The organism is Pseudomonas sp. SWRI68, assembly GCF_014269165.1.
Taxonomy (GTDB): domain Bacteria; phylum Pseudomonadota; class Gammaproteobacteria; order Pseudomonadales; family Pseudomonadaceae; genus Aquipseudomonas; species Aquipseudomonas capeferrum.
This window is the reverse complement of record NZ_JABWRU010000001.1, coordinates 722,458-746,086: the sequence shown is the minus strand read 5'-3', so window position 1 is coordinate 746,086 and position 23,629 is coordinate 722,458. Positions and strand designations below refer to the sequence as shown.

The window sequence follows — 23,629 nt, the reverse complement described above, 5'->3', positions numbered from 1 at the left end:
AGGCTCACAACCTGAAATGCCCCACCATCCCTTTCAAATCAGTGCCCAACTGCGCCAGCTCGACACTCGACCTGGCGTTGTCCTGCATCGCCAACGCCGCCTGATCGGCACTGCCGCGGATCTGCGTGACGCTGCGGCTGATCTCTTCGGCTACCGAGCTCTGCTGCTCGGCCGCCGCCGCAATCTGCTGGTTCATCTGCTGAATCAATGAAACCGCCACGGCGATGCTGCCCAGCGCGCTTTCGGTCTGCAACGCATCGGCCACCGCCAGGCGCACCAGCTCGGTGCTGCCGCGGATCTGTGCCACCGACTGCTGGGCATTGCCGCGCAGACTGGCGACCAGGGTTTCGATCTGCTCGGTCGATTGCCGGGTACGTCGGGCCAGCGCCCGTACCTCGTCAGCCACTACCGCGAACCCACGCCCCTGCTCGCCGGCACGGGCCGCCTCGATCGCGGCATTGAGCGCCAGCAGGTTGGTCTGTTCAGCGACGCTCTTGATCACTTCGAGCACATCACCAATGGTGTGGATCTCTGCGCTGAGGCTGTCGATGCCGGCACTGGCCGCCTCTGCGGCTGTCGCCAACTGTTCGATGCGCTGCATGCTCTGACGCACCACCTGCTGCCCGGACTCGACCTTGTCGTCGGCCGACTGGGCCGCCTGCGCTGCCTCCTCGGCATTGCGCGCCACATCGTGCACAGTGGCAGTCATCTGCTGCATGGCGGTCGCCACCTGCTCGGTCTCCTCCTTCTGGCTGCCCACCTCGCGGTTGGTCTGCTCGGTCACCGCTGACAACGCCTGGGCGCTGCCGGCCAGTTGCTCGATGCCCTGCTGCAACCCGCTGACAATGCCCGACAGGCCGGCCGCCATCTGCTGCATGGCCTGCAGCAACTGCCCAACCTCATCGCTGCGCGGCGCTTCTGTCTCCAGGCCTAACTCGCCCGCAGCAATGCGCTGGGCGCGGGCGATGACGCGCTTGAGCGGGCCAACCACCGCGCGAGTGATCAGCCAGGCAGCCAGCACGCCGGCCAACAGTGCAAGCCCCGTGGCCAGGGCAATGGCCAGGGCATTGCGGGACAATTCGCCCTGCAAGGCCTGCTCCTGTCCCAGGTAGGCCTGGTCGACCCGGCCGGTGACCTGCTCGGCCCGCGCCTGCAACTCGGCCTTGAGGCCTTGCTCCTTGGCCAGCAGGTCGGTGTATTCGTTGAGCTTGTCGGAGAAGCTGCCGATGTGCCCGGCCACTTCACCCAGCACACTCTGGTAGCCGGCATCGCTGACGGCGCCCTTGAGCTGTTCGACCAGGTTCGCCGCTTCGAGGGTCTGGGCGATGCGCGCCTGGCCGACGCCCTCTTCACCCTTGCGGCTCTTTTCCAGGCGCACGCGGGCTTCGTCCATCGCCTGCAGCATCAGCCGTGAAACCTGCGCCACTTGCCCAGCCTGCTCAAGAAATTCACCGCCCTGCTGGCCCTGGGATTGTTTGAGGGTGTAGGTGCCGTCATCGGCCAGCCCGGCCTGCAGCACATCAAGGTTGTTGGCCACGCTGGACACTGACCAACTGGCCATGTCCAGCGCCAGCTCCTTGGCCTGCACCGCCTCGACAAAGGCCTCGAACGCCTGCCCGTAAGCGCCCAGCTCAGCCTCGGCCGCCGCCAGCGCCGGCAAGCCACGGGCGCGCTCGGCCAACCCCTGCAAACCGCTGCGCAACGCCTCGGCCTGCTTGATATCAGAGCTCAGGGCAAAGGTTTGTTCGTGTTGGCGCAACCTGAGCAGGTCGGTATTGAACTGGGCCAGCTGGCGCAAGCCGTCAAAGCGCTGGCCCACACTGTGCAACGCGGCGATGCCAATGACCGCCACCGCCAGGGTCAGCAACAGCACCAGGGTAAAGCCCAGGCCCAGTTTGCGGGCCATGCCCAGGTTGGCCAGAACACCGTGCTTGGTCGCACCCATCGCCGATTCCCCTTCACCTTGTCAGGTTTGCCGAAGGCCAAGCGTGGCAACGATGCCAGTCCACTCACAAGGGCCTGACGCCAGAATAGTGTCAAATAGCTATGAGCGTGTCGCTATCAGTGTGCTGGGGGTCGCCCTGCGTATTTCAAGAAGGCCTGGGCGCGAGAATCCTGCCCGTAAGCGACATTGATGCGCAGCCAGGCGCTGGCGGCGCCCTGGCAATCGAAGGCGCTGCCAGGGGTGAGCAGCACCGAATGCTCCAGGGCCAGTTGCTCGAGGCTGGCGAAGTCACGCCCCGGTACCCTGGCCCAGACGAACATGCCGCCATAGGGTTCACAGAACACCTCCCAGCCTGTTTGCTCCAGTTGCCCAAGCAACTTGGCCATGTGCTGACCCAGGCGCAACCGCAGGCGTTGCACGCTTTTTCGGTAACTGCCGTTGGCCAGCATCTGCCCGACCACCTGCTCGGCAAACCGCGACGTGCCGATGCCGCTGACCATTTTCAGTTCAGCCAGCCGCGCCAGCAACAAGGGCTCGGCAACCAGGTAGCCGACCCGCAACGAGCTGCTCAGGGTCTTGGAGAAACTGGCCATGTAGATCACCCGCTGTTCGCTGTCCAGTGTAGCCAGGCGCGTTGCCGGGCCCTCCTGGAAGTCGGCGTAGATGTCGTCTTCGATGATGCGCAGGTCGTGCTCGCGGGCCAGTTCCAGCAGGCGGTAGGCCACTTTGGGGGTGAGGCTGGTGCCCGTCGGGTTGTGGTACAGGCTGTTGATGAACAGGCATCGTGGGCGATGCTCGGCAAGCAAGCGCTCCAGCGCAGCCAGGTCTGGGCCCTCGGCCAGGCGCGGCACGGGCAACATGCGCACCTGGTGCTGGCGCAGCAGGTTGAACAGGTTGTAGTAACCGGGGTTTTCCACCAGCACCGTATCGCCTGGGCGCAGCAGCGTGCGTACCAACAGGTCGAGGCCATGGCTGGCGCCCTGGGTAGTGAGGATGCGCTCCGGGCCGGCGGCGATATCCAGGCGCGCCAGGCGCTTGTGCAGTTGCTGGCGCAAGCTGGCCAGGCCCAGGGGTGGGCAGTAGTCGAGCAGGTCTTGCGGGTTGCCGCGGCTGACCAGGCGTACGGCCTGGGCCAGCTCGGTGGTGGCACGCCAGCTGTTGGGCAACCAGCCACAACCGAGCTTGAGCAGTTCGTCATGGCCCTCGCGAAATTGCCGCCAGTGACCATCGCCGGCCTCGCCCCAGGGCTGGCCATCGTCGGCCCCGCCCCCTGGTTTGCGCTCGGCGACGAAGAAACCGGTGCCGTGCCGCGCCTCCAGCCAGCCGCTGGCGACCAGGCGATCATAGGCCTCGATCACACAAGACGCGCTGACCGCCTGGCTATGCGCCAGTGCACGGATCGACGGCAGGCGCGCCCCGGGGCGCAGGCGCTGCTGGTCGATCCAGGTTTGCAGGTGGTCGGTGAGTTGCTGCACCAGGGGGGTGCTGCTGGAGCGGTCCAGGGAGAAGTGCATGGTAAGTGTTCGCGGATTTTGAGCGAACAGTTAAGCATAAATGGGTGGTGGGTGTGTCTAGTTGCGGCGGCGGATAAAGGTCAGTGTGGGCAGGGCCTCTTCGCGGGGCAGATACCTAAACTTCAGGATCCCACCCATGCCCTGCGCCTCTACCCGATTAGCCTTCGCCCTGTGCCTGATCACTCTGGCGGTCAACCTCCAGGCCCCGCTCTATATCACCTACGCCGACCTCTCCGGGCAAGGCGCCGCCGCCACCGCAGTGGCCTTCTCCGGCTACGTGCTGGGCGTGCTGCCAGTGCTGCTGGCCCTAGGCGGGCTGGCCGACCGGGTCGGGCGCCGGCCGATGATAATCGCCGCGCTGCTGCTGTCGATGGTCGCCACCGTGCTCATGCTGCTGGCCCCCAGCCTGCAAACCCTCGGCCTGGCGCGGCTGTTCCTGGGCCTGGGCACCGGCCTGGCCTCGGCCACGGCCACCGCCTACATGAGCGAGCTGATGGGCAGCGACGGCAGCGGCCGCGCTGCCAACTGGGTTACCGCCAGTACCTCGCTGGGCTTTGGCCTGGGCGCGGCGCTTACCAGCCTGTTCCTGCTGCGCGGCCCAAGCCTGACCCCTGGCAGCTTCCACCTGCAACTGCTGCTGGCCGTCGTTGCCCTGGTGCTGGTGTGGCGCCTGCCCGACCCACGCCCGGCGCAACGCAGCGCCATGCTGCGCCTGCCGTACTACCCGCGTGGCAGCGTTGCCTATGGCCTGGCCATTCTGCTGGCCTGGGCCTGCGTGGGCCTGGTCATCGCCCTGCTGCCGGGGATCCTGCGCCAGCATGGCCTGAGCGCGTGGTCAGGGTTCTCGACCTTCTGTGTGATCAGTTGCGGCTTGTTGTTCCAGCCGATGGCCCGTCGCCTTTCGAGCCTGAAGGCCACACTGCTGGGGCTGGTGATTTTGCCGTGCAGCTACGCGGTGCTGGCCTGGGGTGCCGACAGCGGGCAACTGGCTGCGGTCTTGCTGGGCGCCGTGGCGGCCAGCAGTGCGTGTTATGGGTTTATCTACCTGGGCGGCCTGGCCGCGGTGAACCAACTGGCCGGCAGCGAGAAAACCCGGGCCAGTGCCGGGTTCTTCTTGCTGGCGTACCTGGGGTTCAGCTTGCCGGTGATCTTTACCGGGTTGCTCAGCGACCGGTTGGGCGCGCGGGTGGCCTTGCTGGTGTTTGGTGGGGTGCTGGTGCTGGGGTGTGTGCTGGTTGGCCTGGCACTTGTGGTGTCTGCCCGAGCAGCTTTGCCAGAAAAGCCGCTGGTGCAGGTACACCACTGATTGTAGGAGCGGCCTTGTGTCGCGAAAGGGGCGCGTAGCGGCCCCACGGTCTCAGCTTCGCCGCATAGATTGCTGGGGCCGCTACGCGCCCCTTTCGCGACGCAAGGCCGCTCCTACACCCACGCACACACCGCAAGTCAGATCGCCGTCGCTCCGCCGTCCACAGTCAGGCTATGCCCGGTGGTGAAAGCCGCGCCATCGCTACACAGGTACAGCACCGCACTGGCAACTTCCTCGACCTTGCCGATGCGCCCCACCGGGTGCATCGCCGCTGCGAACTCGGCCTTGCGCGGGTCCGCCTCATACGCACGGCGGAACATGTCGGTGTCGATAACCGCCGGGCACACCGCGTTCACCCGGATGCCTTTCTTGGCATATTCGATTGCCGCCGACTTGGTCAAGCCGATCACCGCGTGCTTTGACGCACTGTAGATGCTCATCTTCGGCGCCGCGCCCAACCCTGCCACCGATGCGGTATTGACGATCGCCCCACCGCCCTGGGCAACCAGCAGCGGCAGCTGGTACTTCATGCACAGCCACACACCCTTGACGTTGACGCCCATGATGGCGTCGAACTGCGCCTCGCTACCCTCAGCCAAACGGCCCTGCTCGATCTCGATGCCGGCATTGTTGTAGGCGTAGTCCAGCCGGCCATAGGCGGCTATCAGCCGTTCATGCAGCTGGCGCACATCGGCCTCCCGGGTCACGTCGCAGGCGATGAACATCGCATCGCCGCCCGCATCGTGGATCAGGCCCACCGTGGCTTCGCCGCCGACCGGGTCGAGGTCGGCCACCACCACTTTCAAGCCTTCATGGGCAAAAGCCAACGCCGTCGCCCGGCCAATACCCGCAGCGCCACCAGTGACCAGGGCTACCTGGCCGGAAAAGGTCATGCTCATCGTTTGCTCCTGACGCGGCCATTTGTGATATCGCAGCCAAGCATAGTCAGCGCCCAGCCAAGCTGGGCAGCATCATCAGGCCAACGGTTGGTCTACCATGCTTACCAGTGATGTTACCCACCTGGTTGCATCAGCAAGGTAGATTGAATGCACTTCACCCTTCACTGCCCACAAGGACCCGACATGACCCAGACCAACCGCCGCTTCCTGCTCGCCAAACGCCCCGTCGGCGCCGTGCGCCGTGACGACTTCAGCTTCGAGCAAGTGCCCGCCGAACAGCCCGGCGAAGGCCAGGTCCTGGTGCACAACGTGTACCTGTCCCTCGACCCCGCCATGCGCGGCTGGATGAACGAAGGCAAGTCCTACATTCCCCCAGTGGGCCTCGGCCAGGTAATGCGCGCCCTCGGCGTCGGCGAAGTGGTGGTCTCGAACCACCCCGACTACAAGCCCGGCGACCACGTCAGCGGCGCGCTCGGCGTACAGGACTACTTCACCGGCGAGCCCCAAGGCCTGCACAAGATTGACCCCAGCCTCGCGCCCCTGCCCCGCTACCTCTCGGCCTTGGGCATGACCGGCATGACCGCCTACTTCGCCCTGCTCGAAGTCGGCCAGCCCAAGGCTGGTGACACCGTGGTCATCTCGGGCGCCGCCGGTGCGGTGGGCAGCATCGTCGGGCAGATCGCCAAGCTCAAAGGCTGCCACGTAATCGGCATCGCCGGCGGCGCCGAAAAATGCCAATACCTCAAGGACGAGCTGGGCTTCGATGGTGTCATCGACTACAAGGCCGAAGACGTGCTCGCCGGCCTCAAGCGCGAATGCCCCAAAGGCGTAGACGTTTACTTCGACAACGTCGGTGGCGAGATCCTCGACGCCGTGCTCACCCGCATCAACCTCAAGGCCCGCATCGTCATCTGTGGCGCCATCAGCCAGTACAACAACAAGGAAGCCGTCAAAGGCCCGGCCAACTACCTGTCGCTGCTGGTGAACCGTGCACGCATGGAAGGCTTTGTGGTGTTCGACCATGCCAAGGACTATGGCAAGGCCGCGCAGGAGATCGCCGGCTGGCTGGCCAGTGGCAAGGTGAAGAGCAAGGAAGATGTGGTGGAAGGGTTGGATACCTTCCCAGAGACGCTGCTCAAGCTGTTCAGCGGGGAGAATTTTGGCAAGCTGGTGTTGAAGGTCTAACCCCTGTAGGCGGGGCCTTGCCGGGGCGCCGGAGCGGTCGGAAAGGGCTGCGCAGCAGCCCCGGTACTCTGGGCATCAGCCGGAAATGAAAAAGGCCAACACGCTCGTGTTGGCCTTTTTATCAACGCGGGCGTTTACCCTCGAATCTCCGCCACCACCGCAGCCAGCGCCTGCGCCGGGTCTGCGGCCTGGCTGATCGGCCGGCCAATCACCAGATAGTCCGAACCTGCATCCAGTGCCTGGCGCGGGGTGAGGATACGGCGCTGATCATCCTGGGCGCTGCCGGCCGGGCGGATACCCGGGGTCACCAGTTGCAGCAGCGGGTGCGCAGCCTTCAGCGCCGGCGCTTCCAGCGCGGAGCACACCAGGCCGTCCATACCCGCCTTCTCGGCCAGCGCCGCCAGGCGCAGTACCTGCTCTTGCGGGTCGACATCCAGGCCAATACCGGCCAGATCTTCACGTTCCATGCTGGTCAGCACGGTCACGCCAATCAGCAATGGCTGGGTGCCACTGCGCTTGGCCAACTCTTCACGGCAAGCCGACATCATGCGCAGGCCACCGGAGCAATGTACGTTGACCATCCACACCCCCATCTCGGCGGCGGCCTTGACCGCCATTGCCGTGGTGTTGGGGATATCGTGGAACTTGAGGTCGAGAAACACTTCGAAGCCCTTGGCACACAAGGTCTCGACGATGCCGGAGGCACTGCTGGTGAACAGTTCCTTGCCCACCTTTACCCGGCACAGCGCAGGGTCGAGCTGGTCAGCCAGCTTCAGAGCGGCCTCACGGGTAGGGAAATCGAGGGCGACGATCAGGGGCGTCTGGCAGGCGGACATGGTCAGGGTCTCTTGGCAAGTCGAAAACGGCGCGCATTGTAAACGAAGTGGCGCAGGCTTTGGGGGCCGCAGGTCATGGAATTGGCCCTGCGGTGCACGGCTCCTATAATTGAACCAAAGGATCCGCCAATTGCTCAACATGCGTACAAGCGCCGCCCACTGACGATCAAAGGAGAACGACAATGCCCTGGTATGCCTGGCTGATACTCATCTTAGCCCTCGGCTCGATTGTCGGTGGCTTGATGATGCTGCGAGATACAGCGAAAAAACTGCCGCTGACCGACGACCAGCTGCGCAAGGTGCACGAGCGCAATGCCGAGGCGGATGCCAAGGATTCCCAGGACCGCTAGCCACTGTTGCCAGCCCCAGCCCTCCCCTGGCGTGAGCACCTTGCTTGCCCCGCAATTAAGCAGGGCAAGCCCCCCTTCGCTTACTCCACCATCACCTTGTCGCGATTACGCTCCAACAACGCGCTACCGACACCCCTGATCTCCAAAAGCTCATCCACCGAAGCGAACGGACCATGGGTTTCCCGGTAGGCAACGATGGCCTCAGCCTTGGCCTTGCCAATCCCGTTGAGCTCTTTTTGCAGGGTAGCGGCATCAGCCTTGTTCAGATCCACCCGCAACGGCTGCGCCGCCACATGGCTGACCACTGGCACTGGGTCGGGTACCGCAGTGGTAGTCGCGGGAGCGGCGCTGAGGGTAAAGGACAGGCTGGCGAACAGCGGCAGCAGCAGGTAGGACAGTACGGTATTACGCATCATGAATATTCCTTGGGTTGGTCTAATCGAACAGCCGTTTTCCTGTGGCTGCGCAATCAACCCTAGCGGTTCGCCTGATTTCGCAACAGGCACTCACCCCGGCGAATCGTTACCGAATCGAACAGCAAGAAAACCAACTTCACGCCCCCAAAAATAATGGCGCAATGCCATATTTCGCGCTAACTTCATGAACTAGTTGAGATAGACGATGGCGTTTAGGTGAATTCCCGTTTAACCTGCGTTTCATTCAGACCAAACGCTGTTGCTTTTCCTACAAGCCTTGCCGGATATGGTCCCCACCCGCTCGTCGCAAACTCTCGCTACATCGTCTCTATTGGCATGATGCCTGAATAACATCAAACAATCGTTTTTGTTGATTGCTCCGAGAAAAATCGGATCCGATATTTCGATGTCAATAAGCATTTTCCCTGAATCAGGGGAAAAAAACGTGCCAGACGGGATGCCATTCTGATGACTAAGTGATAAATTTGCGGCCATTGGACAACCGCTGTGCTTGAAGGATCCGAGCAAGATGAATTTTTTTTCACACCCCCCACTGGAACCGCTCGCTTCCTCGTACGCGGTGCCAGCCAGGCCAACCCCCCCGGCCGACTTGCATAACCCCTGAGTTTCACAGCCCTAGCCCAGTAACAACCGCCTTCACTCAACACAAAGAAGACCGTCGCCGTGTCCCTCAAGACCCTCATCGTATTTGGCACCCGCCCAGAAGCCATCAAAATGGCACCTCTGGCCCTCAACCTTGACCAGGACGACCGTTTCGAGTCCCGTGTCTGCGTTACTGGCCAGCACCGCCAGATGCTTGACCAGGTACTGGAGCTGTTCGAGATCACGCCCGATTACGACCTGAACATCATGAAGCCAGGCCAGGACCTGACAGACGTGACCACGGCCATCCTGCAGGGCCTCAAGCCCGTACTGGCCGAGTTCAAGCCGGATGTGGTACTGGTCCACGGCGACACCGCAACGACCCTGGCGACCAGCCTGGCGGCTTACTACCAGCAAATTCCGATCGCCCACGTCGAAGCTGGCCTGCGCACCAACAACCTGTATTCGCCGTGGCCTGAAGAGGGCAACCGTCGCCTGACCGGCACGCTGGCAGCGCTGCACTTCGCGCCGACCTCGACCTCGCGTGACAACCTGCTCAAGGAAGGCACCGACGCCGCGACCATCTACACCACCGGCAACACCGTGATCGACGCGCTGCTGGAAGTGGTACGCAAGCTGGAAAGCCCAGCGCTGAAGAGCCACTTCGAAAGCCAGTTCGACTTCCTCGACGCCAACCGCCGCATGGTGCTGGTCACCGGCCACCGCCGCGAAAACTTCGGCGATGGCTTCGAGCGCATCTGCCAGGCCCTGGTGCAGACCGCTCGCCAGTTCCCGGATGTGGACGTGGTGTACCCGGTGCACCTCAACCCCAACGTGCGCGAGCCGGTGAACCGCCTGCTGGCCGGGGTCAGCAACATCCACCTGATCGAGCCGCTCGACTACCTGCCGTTCGTCTACCTGATGAGCCGCTCGTACCTGATCCTCACCGACTCCGGTGGCATCCAGGAAGAAGCCCCAGCCCTCGGCAAGCCGGTACTGGTCATGCGTGACACCACCGAGCGCCCGGAAGCGGTCGCGGCTGGCACCGTCAAACTGGTTGGCACCGACGTCGACTCGATCCAGCAACACCTGGTGCAACTGCTCACCGATGAAGCGACCTATCGCGAGATGAGCGTGGCCCACAACCCCTACGGCGACGGAAAAGCGTGCGCGCGAATCCTCGATGCCCTTTCCGTATTCTCTAACTCCAAGGACGCAGCATGAGCTTCAACAAGATTTCTGTCGTAGGTCTGGGCTATATCGGCCTGCCAACTGCCGCCGTTTTCGCCGCCCGCAAGAAGCAGGTCATCGGCATCGACGTCAACCAGCACGCGGTCGACACCATCAACCGCGGCGAAATCCACATCGTCGAGCCTGAGCTGGACATGGTCGTTCACGCTGCCGTGACCGAAGGTTTCCTGCGTGCCTCCACCGTTCCGGAAGCTGCCGACGCCTTCCTGATCGCCGTGCCGACCCCGTTCATGGACGACCACGAGCCGGACCTGAGCTACATCGAGTCCGCCAGCAAGGCCATCGCCCCTGTACTGAAAAAGGGCGACCTGGTCATTCTGGAATCGACCTCCCCGGTCGGCGCCACCGAGCAGATGGCCTTCTGGCTGGCCCAGGCGCGCCCGGACCTGAGCTTCCCGCAGACCCACGGTGAAGACTCCGACATCCGCATCGCCCACTGCCCTGAGCGCGTCCTGCCAGGCCACGTACTGCGTGAGCTGGTCGAAAACGACCGGATCATCGGCGGCATGACCAAGAAGTGCTCGGACGCTGCCGTACGCCTGTACCGCACCTTCGTCGAAGGCGAGTGCATCGTCACCAACGCCCGCACCGCCGAAATGTGCAAGCTGACCGAAAACAGCTTCCGTGACGTGAACATCGCGTTCGCCAACGAACTGTCGATCATCTGCGACAAGCTGGACATCGACGTCTGGGAACTGATCCGCCTGGCCAACCACCACCCGCGCGTCAACATCCTGCAGCCTGGCCCAGGCGTAGGCGGCCACTGCATCGCCGTCGACCCATGGTTCATCGTCAGCCAGACCCCAGAGCAGGCGCGCCTGATCCGTACCGCCCGTGTGGTCAACGACAGCAAGCCTGAGTGGGTGATCGACAAGGTCAAGATGGCCCTGGCCAACTTCCTGATCAAGAACCCGGGCAAATCGGCCCAGCAAGTCAAGATCGCCTGCTACGGCCTGGCCTTCAAAGCCGACATCGACGACCTGCGCGAAAGCCCGGCCCTGAGCATTGCCGAGCGCCTGGGCAACGAGCTGGAAGCCACCCTGCAACTGGTCGAGCCGAACATCGAAGCCCTGCCGCAGCGCCTGTCGCGCCACGAGCACGTGGAATTCGACTTCGCCCAGGACAGCGCCGACATTCACGTACTGCTGGTCAAGCACCGTGAATTCCGCGGCACCTTCACCGTCCGCGATGCTGCATTCGTGATCGACGCCGCAGGCGTTACCCAGGGTTGATGGAACAGTCCGCATGAACAACACCACGCTTGAGAAACCTACCGTGAACAATGAGCTGCCGTCACCTTTGGCCGATATTCATGACCGTGTGATGGAAGCCTATTACGGCAAGCTGGGTGATCAGTTCATGCGGGAAACCCAAGCCCGCATCCACTGGATCTGCGCCCAGGTCAAAGGGCGCCGGATCCTGGATGTCGGCTGCTCGCAGGGCATCGTGCCCCTGCTGCTGGCACGTGAAGGCTGCCAGGTCACCGGTGTGGACACCAGCCCGCAGGCCATCGAAGAGGCCAAGGGTTACCTGTCGACCGAGCCGGCCCACATCCAGCAAAACGTCACGTATATCAATTCTGACTTCCTCGCGCTGGACACGCTCGAGGTCGAACCCGACACCGTCGTCATCAGCGAAGTACTCGAACACCTGGTCCGCCCGGAGCTGTTCGTCGAAAAGGCCAACGAACTGCTCAAGCAGGGTGGCCGCCTGGTGATCACCGTGCCGTTCGGGGTCAATGACTTCATTGACCACAAGCACACGTTCTACCTGATGGAACCTTTCCGGCTGCTGGCCGAGCACTTGCAGATCATCGAGATCAAGATGCTGGGCAAGTGGCTGGGCATTGTCGCCGTTAAAAGCGAAACGCATAAACCCGGCATCATCGACTCGCTGACGGTCGAGCGCGTACGTGAGCTGGAAAAGGCGTTTGAGTCCATCGAGCGCACCCTGCGCGAGAACATCGGCGCGATCAGCAAACGTCTGGAAGAGGCGAACAAGAAGTATCGCGGCGCCACCGAGCAGATCGCCCAACTCAAGCCTGAGGCCCAGAAGGCCGAGGCATTGTCCAAGCAGTTGCAAACGCGCGACGCGGACATTGCAACCCTGCAGAAATCCAACCGTGAAATCCTCGATGCCAAGGCCCAGCGGGTCCAGGAGCTTGAGGAAATCAAACAGCGGCTGGAAGAAGCCAACAGGAAGTATCGCGTAGCGACCGAGCAGCTAGCCCTGCTTAAACCTGAAGCACAGAAGGCCGAGGCCCTCTCCCGTCAGCTCAAGGAACGTGAAGCGGATATCGCCTCGCTTGAACAGTCGAGCCGGGAGTCCCTTGAAGCCAGCGTTCGCAACGTTCAACAACTGAGCGAAGAACTCGACGCCGTCAAAGCGCAACTGGCCGAGGCAAACCAGAAGTGCATTACGGCTGCGGAGCAGTACGCCCTTCTGGAGCAACAGTTTGCAGCGCTCGAAGAAGCCAGCGTGCAGAGCCTTGCAGACGCAGAGCAACGATATGACACGCTGCTGAGCCAGCATGAAGACGCGCGCAAGCAATTGAGCGAAGCAAGCGACGAACTCGCTCAGCTGGCTCAAAGCAATCGCGCACTGCATGACAACCTGGCCACCTCGGCAGAGCAGCAGCGGGCCTTGGAAGAGCAACTGCAAAGCACTCAGGCTCAGTTGCAAGAGGCCCAGCAAAGTACCGACGCAAAAGCCGGCCACATCAGCCAGCTCAGCTCGGAACTCAGCCAGCGGGAAGCAGCGCTGGAGTCCTTGCAGCAGTTGCATCAATCCATCGAAGAGCAACTGCAGGCAACGGCACAGCAGCGAACTGCCGCTGAAGAGCGGGCAGCGCACAAGGCCGCAAGACTCGAAACATTGAGGGCGGAGCACGATGCGCTCGCAGTCCAGCTCGAACAGATGTCAGCACTGCGCGCCGAGGACCAGCGAGCAAACGCTACCTTGGGCGATAGCATCAGCGCGCTTCGTGAGCAGCACAGTGACCTGGAAAACCAGTTCCGCTCGGTAGCCGGACAATTGGCCGAGGCACAGCAGGTCAACGAGGGCCACGTTGCCACCATCACCGACTTGCGCGCCCACCAGACGGCACTGGAAGCCGAGCTGGAAAACCAACGGCAACAGTCGAACGACCTGTTGGCGCAGGCACAACAGACCAATGTCGAGCATATAGACACCATTACGGCGTTGCGCGCACATCAAGCGGCAGTCCAGGCCAAGCTTGAAGACCAGGCGCAAGCCATGAGCGAGTACCAAACTCAGGCTCAAGAGCAGGAAGCCGCCCACCTCGACACCATCGCTGCATTGCAGTCTGGCCATGCCGACCTGCAAGCCCAGCTGCAGCAGGCAGCCGAGCTACAGGGCCAGACCGACCTGGCCAACGCTGCCCACCTCGACACCATTGCAGCGTTGCAGTCGGGCCATGCCGACCTCGAAAGCCAACTGCAACAGGCCTTCGAACTGCAGGACCAAGCCAACGTAGCTCATCTCGAGACCATTGCAGTATTGCAGTCGGGCCATGCCGACCTCGAAAGCCAACTGCAACAGGCCGCCGAACTACAGGACCTGGCCAATCAGGCCAACGTAATGCACCTCGACACCATTGCAGCGCTGCAGTCGAGCCATGAACAGCTGGAAAACCAGCTGCTGGAGGCTGCCGAGCTACAGGAGAGAACCCATCAGGCCAATACAGCCCACATGGAAGACATTACTGCCTTGCAAGCACACCAGGCAGCACTGGAAGCCGAGCTGGAAAACCAGATTCAGGCAATGACCCGTCTGCAAACCCAAAGCAATCAGGATATTGCCGAGAAAGACGACACGATCACTACGCTGCGCATGCGCCAAGCGGAACTGGAAGCCGAACTTGAAAGCGAGTTGGAGTATATGAACGAATTGCAGGCCCAAACCCAACGGGCCGACGCTGCTCAGGCTGAGACCATCGCTCTGTTGAAAGCCCGTCAAGCTGAATTGGAAACAGAGCTGGCCGATCAGCGCCAGACCATGAACGAACTGCAGGTTCAGAACCAGCAGGCCAATGCCGTACACGCGACCACGATTACCGCATTGCAGAAACGTCAGACTGAGCTGGAAGTCCAGTTGCAGGTGATGAACGACGTTCAGGCACAAAGCCAGCGCGAGCATGCAGCACAAGTCAACTCCATCAATGCTTTGGTTGAACAACGTGCCGTGCTGGAAGACCGCTTGCAGGCGCTGACCCTCGCCAACACCCAGTCCGAAGAAGCCCGGGCCTCGCTGGCAGAGACCATTGCGTCGCTGAATCAAGCCAAGGACATGCTCGAAGAGCAACTCCAGCTGGAAAGCGTCAGCCGCCAAGCTGCCGAAGCCAGTCTCGCCGCCACCAACGAAGAATGGCAGGGCCTGCGTCAGCAACTGGAAGCCGAACTCAACTCGTCCAAGGCAGGCCTTGGCGCGGCAAACATGAAGTACCGCGCCCTCACCGGCGAACAGATTCCGCAGTTGAAGGCCAGCCTCAATCAGCTGCTGGAACGCAGCTCAGCTCAGCAACGCAAGATCGACGAGCTCAACGAAAACCTGGGCCGAGCCAACACCCAGCGTCACCTGGCTGAACAGCGCCTGGTCAAGACGCGTTCCAGCATGACCTACCAGCTCGGCTACCAGATCAAGAACAGCGCCAGCTCCCTGGGCGGCCTGGTCAAGTTGCCGGTGCGCCTGCTGCGGCTGTACCGCAAGGCCAACCAGCAACGCCAGCAAAACGAACAGAAACTGCTGGCCAACGAACCGCTCAAGGCACTGTTGCCGCCGCCACCTGTGGTGCAGGACGAGAACTACCTCAAGCTCCCAGCTGCCCTGGCAACCAGCGAGCAGAGCCGCACCACCCTGCTGCGCCAGGCCGACCAGCCCGTCAGCCGCCTGAAAGTGGCGTGCGTGATGGATGAGTTCACCTTCGGCTCGTACCGCTACGAATGCGACCTGATGCCACTCACGCCAGCCAACTGGAAAGTGGAAATCGAAGGCTTCGGTCCAGAACTGCTGTTCATCGAGTCCGCCTGGCGCGGCAAGGATGACCTGTGGGGCAGCAAGGTTGGCCACAACGGCCAGGAGCTGCAAGACATTCTCGCCTGGTGCCGCCAGAACAAAGTGCCTACCGTCTTCTGGAACAAGGAAGACCCGGTCCACTTCGAGACCTTCCTGACCACGGCCAAGCAGTTCGACCACGTGTTCACCACCGATATCGACTGCATCCACCGCTACAAGGGCGCACTCGGTCACGACCGCGTCTACCTGCTGCCGTTCGCTTGCCAGCCTGCGCTGCACAACCCGATCGAACTGTACGAACGCAAGGATGCCTTCTGCTTCGCCGGTGCCTACTACGCCCGTTACCCTGAGCGCACCCGCGACCTGGGCAACTTCGTCACCGAGCTGCCGAAGTTCCGCCCACTGGAAATCTTCGACCGTAACTTCGGCAAGAACGATGTCAACTATCAGTTCCCCGAGGAATACCAGCCGTACATCGTCGGCACCCTGCCCTTCGAGAAAATCGACACGGCATACAAAGGTTACCGCTACGCGATCAACCTCAACTCGATCAAACAGTCGCAATCGATGTTTGCCCGACGCGTCTTCGAACTGCTCGGCTGCAACACCCTGACCGTGAGCAACTTCTCGCGCGGTGTGCGCCTGCTGTTCGGCGACCTGGTCGTGACCACCGACAATGGCGAAGAGATGCTCCGTCGCCTGCAACTGCTGGCAGAAGACCCGCTGAACAGCGACAAGCTGAGGCTGGCCGCCCTGCGTAAAGTGATGCAGGAGCACACCTATACCCAGCGTCTGGAATACGTCATGAGCAAGGTCACCGGCACCTCGAAGGCCCAGCGCCTGCCGGAGATCGTGGTTGTCTGTGAGGCTCAGGATCGCCAGCAATTCGACATGCTGCGCGCTCACCTGAACCGTCAGACCTACAGCCAGGTGCGCATGGTCATCATCAGCGATGCCTACCAGAGCAGCATCGTGACTGACGACCCGCGAATCCTGGTGCTCAAGCCTGCCCAACTGAAGAAGAGTTCTCTCGGTGAGCTGGTCGGCAATACCCCTTGGGTTGCCGCCTTCGTGCCTGGCGACTACTACGGCCCCAACTACCTGCTCGACCTGGCACTGGCAACCCGCTACAGCCGTGCCCAGGTGATTGGTAAAGCTGCACACTTCACCTGCAAAGGCCAGCAAGCCGAACTGCTGTCCAACGAACAGGCCTACCGCCCGACGCAAACACTTGCCGCCCGCCGTTCGCTGGTGGCAACCGAGATCGTTGCCGCCCAACCCCTGCGCAGCTGGCTGAAGAACCTGCCATCACTGCAGTACACCCATGCTCAAGGGTTGGCCATTGATCCGTTCAACTACTGCGAGAACGGCGCGGCACAGCACGAGGCTGTCAGCACCAAGGTCAACGACCTCGAGCTGAACCTGGGCATGACCATCGATCAGCTGCAAGCCCGGGCACAGTCGATCGCGCCGCTGCAGGTCAGCCACGATGCGCCTGAGATCACTGGCCGCGGTTTGGCCGACATGTTTGGCGTCATTCGCAACAAGTTCGTGGACCTGATCGTCGACGGCGATAACTGGCGCGTGCACTCCAAGCTCGCGGACGGCAAGCACGAATACATCTACGCCCAACAGGAAGTCCGTGTGGATGAACTGGGTTGCGAAGAGGGCCGCCTGAAGCTGTTCCTCGACTGCACACCCGGCTTGAACCTGCAGTTGGTCGTGCTGTTCCTGGATGCCGACAAACAGCGCATCAGCCACGTCATGCAGTATCCGAACCGCAACCAGACCGCCGATGTTCCGCCAGAAGCTGTGTTCGTGCGTTTTGGCCTGCGCGCCTACGCGGCGGGCAGCACTGACCTGAAAGCACTGGTGCTGGGGCATCGCAACCTGCAGCCCTCTGAAATGATGGGCCGTGGCAAGCACCTGCTGCTGACCAATCACTACCCGACTTACTCCGACTTGTACCGCAACAAGTTCGTGCACACACGGGTAACGGCCTACCAGGAACACGGTATCGATGTAGACGTGTTCCGTTTGCGCCCCAATGAGACCGTGAGCTACCACGAGTTCCAGAACATCGATGTAGTCACAGGTTGCACATCGACCTTGACGAAGATGCTCGAGAAGAATCGCTACAAATCGATCCTCGTGCATTTCCTCGACGAGCAGATGTGGAATGTGCTGCGTCCATTCCTGAACAGCACACGCATCACTGTCTGGGTACACGGCGCGGATATTCAGCCTTGGTGGCGTCGTGAGTTCAACTTCGCGACCGACGAACAACTGCACCTGGGCAAGCTCGCCAGCGAAAAACGCATGACCTTCTGGCGTGGGCTGCTGCAACCCATGCACCCGAACCTCAAGCTGGTGTTCGTGTCTCGCTACTTCGCCGAAGAAGTCATGGAAGACCTCGGGTTCCGCCTGCCGGAAGCTCAGTACGAGATCATTCACAACCCGATCAACACCGACTTGTTCGACCATCGGGAAAAGTCGGCCGAGCAGCGCAAGAAGGTGCTCTCGATTCGTCCTTACACCTCGAAGACCTACGCCAACGACCTGACTGTCAAGGCAATCCAGAGCCTGACGAGCAAGCCCTGGTTCAATGACATGGAGTTCTGCCTGATCGGTGATGGCCCTCTGTTTGAAGAAACGCTGGCTCCGCTACGCAGCTACGCCAACGTGAAAATCCAGCAGGGCTTCCTCAACCACACGGAGATCGCTCAAACCCATAAGGACTACGGCATTTTCCTGTGCCCGAGCCGCATGGACACCCAAGGTGTATCCCGTGATGAGGCCATGTCGTCAGGCCTGGTACCGGTGACTACCGCCGTCGCGGCAGTACCCGAGTTCGTCGACAACCAATCCGGCTACGTGGTCGAGCCCGAAAGCCACGAGCAACTGGCGAAAGCGATCGAGGACATGTACCTCAATGGCAGCACCTTCGTCGTGAAGTCCAAAGCTGCAGCCAAGCGTGTTCGCGAGCAAAGCGCCAGCGTCAAGATGGCCGAGCGGGAAGTTGCTGTGATACAGAATCATTGAAGACGATGATGAAACCCGCTTTGAAGCATTTCGTTTTTACCAATTTTGGTATCGGCATCAAGGATGAACTGTGGCTGTCCTACAGGCTGGAGGTCTTTAGCAATACTGCCCTCCCGTCTTTGGCCAACCAGAGCAATCAGGGTTTCGAATGGATCATCTTCGTTGATGAAGCACTGCCGACACTGCACCGGACGCGACTGGAGACGTTGCTGTGTGGTTCTGGCCTGAATGCGCGCACGCTTCGGGTCAGCGACTATTCTATGGTCAGTCGCGAAATCCTGCGCCTGATCAAGGACGTTGACGAGGCGGTCCTGGTAACTTCGCGCATGGATGATGACGACTGCATTGATGAGCACGTCATCGACCTGATCCAGGCCGAGGCCACTTCCGAGCACAACATCTCGGAAGTGCTGCTGATATCGCTGAAAAACGGTATCGAATTCCTGCCTTCGGATGAATGCTATCGCCCGGTCGAATACGACACGCTGGCACTTGCACTGACCCTGGTGGACAAGACAGCAGGCCCCAAGTCGCACGCCATTACCCAGTATGCGCACCACCTGGTCGTCTCGACGCTGGAACAGCATCGGATTTCCGCCGAGCACATTCATCTGAGCAGAGCGGAACCGCTTTATCTGTATACCAAGCACCCGCTCAGCGATTCGTACTTCTTTGGCGCGCGCGCACGCATACTCAGCTCGCCAGAGTGTGTGAAAGGGTTTGATCCGGCGCTGTTTGCGCGGTTCGGCCTACAGACTGCCCAGCTTGAATACCTGCCCCAGCTGCTGCGAGAGTCTCCGCTGGGCATGCCGCACAAATACCTTGAAAAGCTAAATACGGTCCGTCAGCAAATCAAGGCTGAACAACAGAACGTCTTTGGTGCCGACCAAGAAGTATTGAACAAACTCCTGTCGCAAAAAGCTCGCCTTGAAGTGAAGGCCTCGCGCCCGAACCCCGTGAAAGCGAAGGCAGGGAAGATTCGCGTTGCCATTCTCGGTTCAAGTGCTTCGCACAATTTGTTCACGTTTCAACAAGAAGCCCTCGAACGCTTCGAGGTGTGTTTTTACATGTCTCAATCGTCGGTCATCTCTTACATGGCACCGCCCTGCCTTGATGCCCGGTTCAAGGTCGATACCGAAGACGCCGAGGCTAAACGTGTTCAGTGGGACGCCTCCAAAGACCACTGGAAACAGCTTGAGCAAGCTCGGCCCGACATCGTCATTGTCGATTTCTTTGACGAAAGCATCGGCATCGCAACGTTTGGAAGTTCCATCGTTTCGGCCAGCCCGCTTATGCTCAAAACCCTGTCGCGTTGCGGTATCGAGTTCAAGTTGCAGGCCCCCTGGAGTGAGGAGGCCAAGCAATTGCGCACCTGGGCGCTGCCCATGTTCCTTGAGCGCCTGGCTAGCCTGTGCCCGAACATTTTCGTGCACCAGGCCAACTGGGCGAGCCAGTACAAGAGCAAGGAAACCGTTGCAAGCTTCGCCGGGAGCACCTTCGAGAACCTCATCGACCTCAACAATGCAATCATTGACCCGATGCTGGAAGGCCTGGAGAACTCGACGATCCCAGTCGAGAGAATCGGCGGCAAGGACGCTGGCTTGATTGCAGGGGGGGCGCCTCGCTGGGCCTATTGCCCGTATCACTATGACAGCCCGTACTACAGAACCATCGCCAAACAAGTATTTGCCAAGATGGTGCAACACGTCTCAAAAAACGAGCACAAATGGGCGTTTTGCCCGTATTACTACCACGGCACCTATTACAGAACCCTCGCCAAACAATTGCTGGCGCGGATCATCAATTGAAGTGATCAGATCATGAAACCGTACCTCTTCCTTATTGCACTCCTGACGATGTTGGCCGGTTGTGATCAGCAACCGACAGGCGAGGTGATGCCAGCGGAAAAATCGGCCAACACCCTGCGCCTGAGTGACGCTACCTATGTGCTCCTCCGGGGTACACATCAGAAGTCGTACAAAAAGCCGAACAGTGCTGGGTTCCTGAGCATGCACGAATTTGTGTATCCCGGCGTTGACAAGATTGCCGAAAATGACGTTTACGCCGTGCTGAAAAATAATGGCTATACACGCAAGATCATTACCAACGACGCAACCCAATTCAAAGTGCAGTATTACAAAAAATCAGTGCCGCCAATCGGGGCAATATTTATTACTCGTGCTAAGGATGACGGGCACGAGACCCTCGCCAGTATCTATTGGCAGGAAAAATAATGAATGCTCGCAGCACCTTTGCTCATACGGTTTCAGTTTAGTATGAAACTCCAGCAGCAGATAAAAGCCACCATCGGCTGGTGTATTTCCCTGGGCGTGAAATTCGTCAAGGTGGTGCCGATCATTACCGGCCTGGTGCAAATCAGCACCTTGGCGAGCCAGATATTTCTTTTGCTGGCTTTCTTCCTGCCTCTTAAAGTCATCATTCTTCTAGGCTCAGACAAAACCCCTGCCTATTTTCCTTCGATCCTGCATACGCTCGAGAAGGATCATTTGATCTATGCATTGACGGCAGCGGCGGCCCTTTCCTATATCGCCTATCTGCTGGCGGAACTGGCGACCGCACTGCTGTGCCGTAAAGGCACCCAGACCCTCCTCGCTCGCACGTCCAAGCTCAATTTGTTCGAGAACCAGGAAAAAATTGCCACCAACGCCTACTCTCGCTTCAACCGAGCGATGGCAGGGGGGGCTTTTTTCGGCTTGAGCACGGTGGCGCTTGCCTTTGTATACCCGAGCCTGCTGCTGGCGATTTTCGCGTATCTGGCCGTAGCATCGACCGTTTGCGTGCTGGCCTACAACCACAGCAAGCGCATTCGCGATAGCTTCCACCAGCACTACAGCCCTATTCTGAATGCCTTGGCGGCAACAGGGTTCCTGCTCAGTTTCTTCGTCCTGGTGACTGACTTCCTGTATTTCCAGCACACCAAGATTTTCAACGCCGTCATCGCCGTTCTGATCATGCGCCAGGGCTTGCAGCGGCTGTCGAGCATGATGCTGGACGTTATCGGCCTGCGCATTCAGCATCGGCAGGTCAATGCGCTGTTTTATCAGTCTCAGCCGCTCATCGAACTGCGCCCGCAAAGCAATGGCTTGGACTATATCCTGCAGGCAGAAAACAGAGACAAATGGGTACGCGAGCTGCTTCAAAAACTGAAGGCTGAGGCGGTCGACAGCTATCAGATGCAATGGCATCAGGTGGGCTTTACCGACATCTACGCCTTCACCCTGCAGTTTGCCGATGACGCTGTTGAGCACAGCCTGCTGGTCAAAGTGTTTGGCAACAACATCTCATCCTCGGCGCTGCAGGAACGGGCGCTGCTGACGACGCAACGCGGCTTGCCAGTCTTGCCCTTTGTTGGTCATTACAAGGTCAGCAATATAGATTGCCATGTCTATCGATTTGAAGCGTCTGACAAGCTGGCCGGCCGGCAGATTGGCGAAGGCATACTTGGCGTGGCAAAGAGGCTGATACTGCTGGAGCCCGCTGCAGAGCTGATTGCCCAATTCACCCGCACGCGCTTGTACCTCGAACAACGTCTTGATGAAGCCACGATCAGCTCGCTCCGTCTGGCCTGTATCAATGATGACGACACTCAACGTGTCGAGCGCATCATCAACACCCTGCCGTGCATTACCCGGCAACTGGCCGAGCTTCCTCGCCAGATCGTGCCCCTGGATGTCACCAACAACACACTACTGGCGTCCCCCTCCTCCGGCTTTGTCCTCAGCCACTGGAGTAACTGGCGCATTGAAGCGATTGGCTGCAGTTGGCCAATCGCGCAAAAAGATGCGCTTTTCGAAACGCTCGGCTCTAGCGACCAGCGCCCGGCACTTGCTAACGCCGAGCAGCAAAAGGTCTGGCTGGCTGCACTGATGTACATGCTGGAAAGACATATTGTGCGTAAAGACTATTCGGCAGCCCTTGCATTGACACCTGACATCGTCAGCTGCATCGAGATTTTTGATACACCCACAGCTGTAGAGGGCGCGACGCAATGACGAAAGTCTCGATGATTGTATGGAATGAATTCCTCAACGACGCGCGCGTGATGAAGGAAGCTCAAACGCTGCAACGGGCCGGTTATCAAGTTCGCGTGTTCGCACTGCACACGCCAGGCGTCACCCAACAGCAGGCGGTGCTCGACGATGGCATAGAAGTTGTTCGAGTGGCCCGCTCGCCGCTTTGGAAACTGCGTAAGAAGAACCTGCAGCCTGCGGTGAAAGCCGGTGGCGAGTCTCAGCAGTCCGCGCCGGTGAAGCCCAGCCTGAAATTGCTCGTTCTAAGAGCTGTATCACGCGGGTGGACGCACCTCGCGCTGCTGTTCAAGATGCTTGAGTACCGGGCGACGGTCGTGCACTCGCATGACGTCAATACCCTGCCCACCGCCTGGCTGGCAGCAAAACTGTCACGCGCCAGGCTGGTGTACGACGCACACGAAATCAGTACCAGCCGAGAAGGCTACAAGAGCCTGCGGAAGGTCGTCGGGTTTGTAGAAAAACAGCTGATGCCCTCGGCAAATGGCACGATCACCACAACCGACGCACGGGCCAAGTACTTTGCTCGCGCCTATGGCGTGGAGCGGCCATTGGTTCTACAAAACCGACCCAGGCTGATTGAAAGCCCACCCTCGAACCGCATTCGAGAAGAGCTCGGCCTGGTCGAGCCGTGGCCGATCGTTCTTTATCAAGGTGGTTTACAGCAAGGCCGCGGGCTGGAAAAACTGGTCCGCACGGCGCAGCACGTGCCTGATTGTTACTTTGTGCTGATCGGCGGAGGCCGGTTGACCCAACCGCTCACGCAGTTGGCGCAAGAACTGAACCTGCAGCACAAAGTGCATTTCATTCCAACGGTGGCCCTGGCCGAACTGCCAAGCTATACGGCCTCTGCCGACGTGGGTGTGCAACCTATTGAAAACACCTGCCTCAATCATTACACCACGGATTCGAACAAACTCTTCGAGTATGTAATCGCCGGGCTACCGGTGATTGCCACTGACTTCCCTGAAATCCGCCGGATTGTCAGAAGCAATGACATCGGCCTGCTGGTACCGGCCAATAACGAGCAAGCCCTCAGCCGCACAATCATTCAATTGCTGGAAGACCCCGCGCTGCGCGCACGGTTCGCCAGCAACGCCAGGAAGACGGCGCAAAACTTGAATTGGGAAAGCCAGGAAAAGTGTTTAGTTGATCTCTACGAGCGGGTGCTGCTCACCCACGCTCACACCAGGTAACCC

15 protein-coding genes are annotated in these 23,629 nt (G+C 60.4%); 10 read left to right on the top strand and 5 right to left on the bottom strand.

From position 1 onward, the window contains the following. Positions 1 to 4: 4 nt before the first annotated feature. Both HU770_RS03335 and HU770_RS03330 read right to left on the bottom strand, forming a co-directional pair. Positions 5 to 1,945 carry a methyl-accepting chemotaxis protein gene (locus HU770_RS03335; protein ID WP_186663029.1) on the bottom strand — a complete coding sequence of 647 codons (1,941 nt, stop codon included), beginning with the start codon at positions 1,943 to 1,945 and terminating at the stop codon, positions 5 to 7. A 116-nt stretch (positions 1,946 to 2,061) separates the two neighbouring features. Beyond that, positions 2,062 to 3,459 (bottom strand): PLP-dependent aminotransferase family protein, encoded by a 1,398-nt coding sequence (locus HU770_RS03330; protein ID WP_186659340.1) that lies wholly within the window; start codon positions 3,457 to 3,459, stop codon positions 2,062 to 2,064. 136 nt (positions 3,460 to 3,595) lie between these two features. On the opposite strand from HU770_RS03330, the gene HU770_RS03325 reads away from it, so the two are divergent. After that, entirely contained in the window at positions 3,596 to 4,765 is a 1,170-nt protein-coding gene (locus tag HU770_RS03325) for an MFS transporter (RefSeq protein WP_186663028.1), read from the top strand. Positions 4,766 to 4,902: 137 nt separating this feature from the next. Here HU770_RS03325 and HU770_RS03320 read toward each other — a convergent pair whose 3' ends face one another. Then, positions 4,903 to 5,664 (bottom strand): SDR family oxidoreductase, encoded by a 762-nt coding sequence (locus HU770_RS03320; protein ID WP_186663027.1) that lies wholly within the window; start codon positions 5,662 to 5,664, stop codon positions 4,903 to 4,905. A gap of 183 nt (positions 5,665 to 5,847) precedes the next feature. Between HU770_RS03320 and HU770_RS03315 the strand changes: the two genes are divergently transcribed. Further along, positions 5,848 to 6,849: an NADP-dependent oxidoreductase gene (locus HU770_RS03315; protein WP_186663026.1), complete on the top strand. Its 1,002-nt coding sequence runs from the start codon at positions 5,848 to 5,850 to the stop codon at positions 6,847 to 6,849. A 134-nt stretch (positions 6,850 to 6,983) separates the two neighbouring features. Here HU770_RS03315 and pyrF read toward each other — a convergent pair whose 3' ends face one another. Beyond that, a complete protein-coding gene (gene pyrF / locus HU770_RS03310; RefSeq protein WP_047581794.1) occupies positions 6,984 to 7,685 on the bottom strand; it encodes an orotidine-5'-phosphate decarboxylase in 702 nt (233 codons plus the stop codon). 182 nt (positions 7,686 to 7,867) lie between these two features. On the opposite strand from pyrF, the gene HU770_RS03305 reads away from it, so the two are divergent. Continuing rightward, positions 7,868 to 8,035, top strand: coding sequence for a DUF2897 family protein (locus tag HU770_RS03305; protein ID WP_077068581.1), 168 nt, complete (start codon positions 7,868 to 7,870; stop codon positions 8,033 to 8,035). A gap of 80 nt (positions 8,036 to 8,115) precedes the next feature. Here HU770_RS03305 and HU770_RS03300 read toward each other — a convergent pair whose 3' ends face one another. Next, entirely contained in the window at positions 8,116 to 8,448 is a 333-nt protein-coding gene (locus tag HU770_RS03300; RefSeq protein WP_033701499.1) for a ComEA family DNA-binding protein, read from the bottom strand. Positions 8,449 to 9,135: 687 nt separating this feature from the next. On the opposite strand from HU770_RS03300, the gene wecB reads away from it, so the two are divergent. From wecB to HU770_RS03265, 7 genes are read left to right on the top strand one after another with little or no spacing between them, the layout of a single operon-like run. Then, complete coding sequence (wecB, locus tag HU770_RS03295; RefSeq protein WP_033700669.1) at positions 9,136 to 10,278, top strand: UDP-N-acetylglucosamine 2-epimerase (non-hydrolyzing); 1,143 nt, start codon at positions 9,136 to 9,138, stop codon at positions 10,276 to 10,278. Continuing rightward, entirely contained in the window at positions 10,275 to 11,537 is a 1,263-nt protein-coding gene (wecC, locus tag HU770_RS03290; protein WP_033700671.1) for a UDP-N-acetyl-D-mannosamine dehydrogenase, read from the top strand. Before wecB ends, wecC begins: the two co-directional genes overlap by 4 nt. 13 nt (positions 11,538 to 11,550) lie before the next feature. After that, the gene (locus HU770_RS03285; protein ID WP_186663025.1) at positions 11,551 to 18,381 is read left to right on the top strand and encodes a methyltransferase domain-containing protein; all 6,831 of its coding nucleotides are present in this window, start codon (positions 11,551 to 11,553) and stop codon (positions 18,379 to 18,381) included. 8 nt (positions 18,382 to 18,389) lie between these two features. Next, positions 18,390 to 20,189 (top strand): DUF6270 domain-containing protein, encoded by a 1,800-nt coding sequence (locus tag HU770_RS03280; RefSeq protein ID WP_186663024.1) that lies wholly within the window; start codon positions 18,390 to 18,392, stop codon positions 20,187 to 20,189. A 12-nt stretch (positions 20,190 to 20,201) separates the two neighbouring features. Continuing rightward, positions 20,202 to 20,615, top strand: coding sequence for a hypothetical protein (locus tag HU770_RS03275; RefSeq protein WP_186663023.1), 414 nt, complete (start codon positions 20,202 to 20,204; stop codon positions 20,613 to 20,615). Between the two features lie 3 nt (positions 20,616 to 20,618). Then, positions 20,619 to 22,394 (top strand): hypothetical protein, encoded by a 1,776-nt coding sequence (locus tag HU770_RS03270; protein ID WP_186663022.1) that lies wholly within the window; start codon positions 20,619 to 20,621, stop codon positions 22,392 to 22,394. Continuing rightward, entirely contained in the window at positions 22,391 to 23,626 is a 1,236-nt protein-coding gene (locus tag HU770_RS03265; RefSeq protein ID WP_095064130.1) for a glycosyltransferase family 4 protein, read from the top strand. Before HU770_RS03270 ends, HU770_RS03265 begins: the two co-directional genes overlap by 4 nt. Positions 23,627 to 23,629: the final 3 nt, after the last annotated feature.

Bases quoted from the DNA above. Each gene is read 5' to 3' on its own strand.
- HU770_RS03335 (WP_186663029.1), bottom strand. From the start codon at position 1,945: ATGGGTGCGACCAAGCACGGTGTTCTGGCCAACCTGGGCATGGCCCGC.
- HU770_RS03305 (WP_077068581.1), top strand. From the start codon at position 7,868: ATGCCCTGGTATGCCTGGCTGATACTCATCTTAGCCCTCGGCTCGATT.
- HU770_RS03320 (WP_186663027.1), bottom strand. From the start codon at position 5,664: ATGAGCATGACCTTTTCCGGCCAGGTAGCCCTGGTCACTGGTGGCGCT.
- HU770_RS03270 (WP_186663022.1), top strand. From the start codon at position 20,619: ATGCTCGCAGCACCTTTGCTCATACGGTTTCAGTTTAGTATGAAACTC.
- HU770_RS03275 (WP_186663023.1), top strand. From the start codon at position 20,202: ATGAAACCGTACCTCTTCCTTATTGCACTCCTGACGATGTTGGCCGGT.
- HU770_RS03285 (WP_186663025.1), top strand. From the start codon at position 11,551: ATGAACAACACCACGCTTGAGAAACCTACCGTGAACAATGAGCTGCCG.
- HU770_RS03300 (WP_033701499.1), bottom strand. From the start codon at position 8,448: ATGCGTAATACCGTACTGTCCTACCTGCTGCTGCCGCTGTTCGCCAGC.
- wecC (WP_033700671.1), top strand. From the start codon at position 10,275: ATGAGCTTCAACAAGATTTCTGTCGTAGGTCTGGGCTATATCGGCCTG.
- HU770_RS03280 (WP_186663024.1), top strand. From the start codon at position 18,390: ATGAAACCCGCTTTGAAGCATTTCGTTTTTACCAATTTTGGTATCGGC.
- HU770_RS03325 (WP_186663028.1), top strand. From the start codon at position 3,596: ATGCCCTGCGCCTCTACCCGATTAGCCTTCGCCCTGTGCCTGATCACT.
- pyrF (WP_047581794.1), bottom strand. From the start codon at position 7,685: ATGTCCGCCTGCCAGACGCCCCTGATCGTCGCCCTCGATTTCCCTACC.
- HU770_RS03315 (WP_186663026.1), top strand. From the start codon at position 5,848: ATGACCCAGACCAACCGCCGCTTCCTGCTCGCCAAACGCCCCGTCGGC.
- HU770_RS03330 (WP_186659340.1), bottom strand. From the start codon at position 3,459: ATGCACTTCTCCCTGGACCGCTCCAGCAGCACCCCCCTGGTGCAGCAA.
- HU770_RS03265 (WP_095064130.1), top strand. From the start codon at position 22,391: ATGACGAAAGTCTCGATGATTGTATGGAATGAATTCCTCAACGACGCG.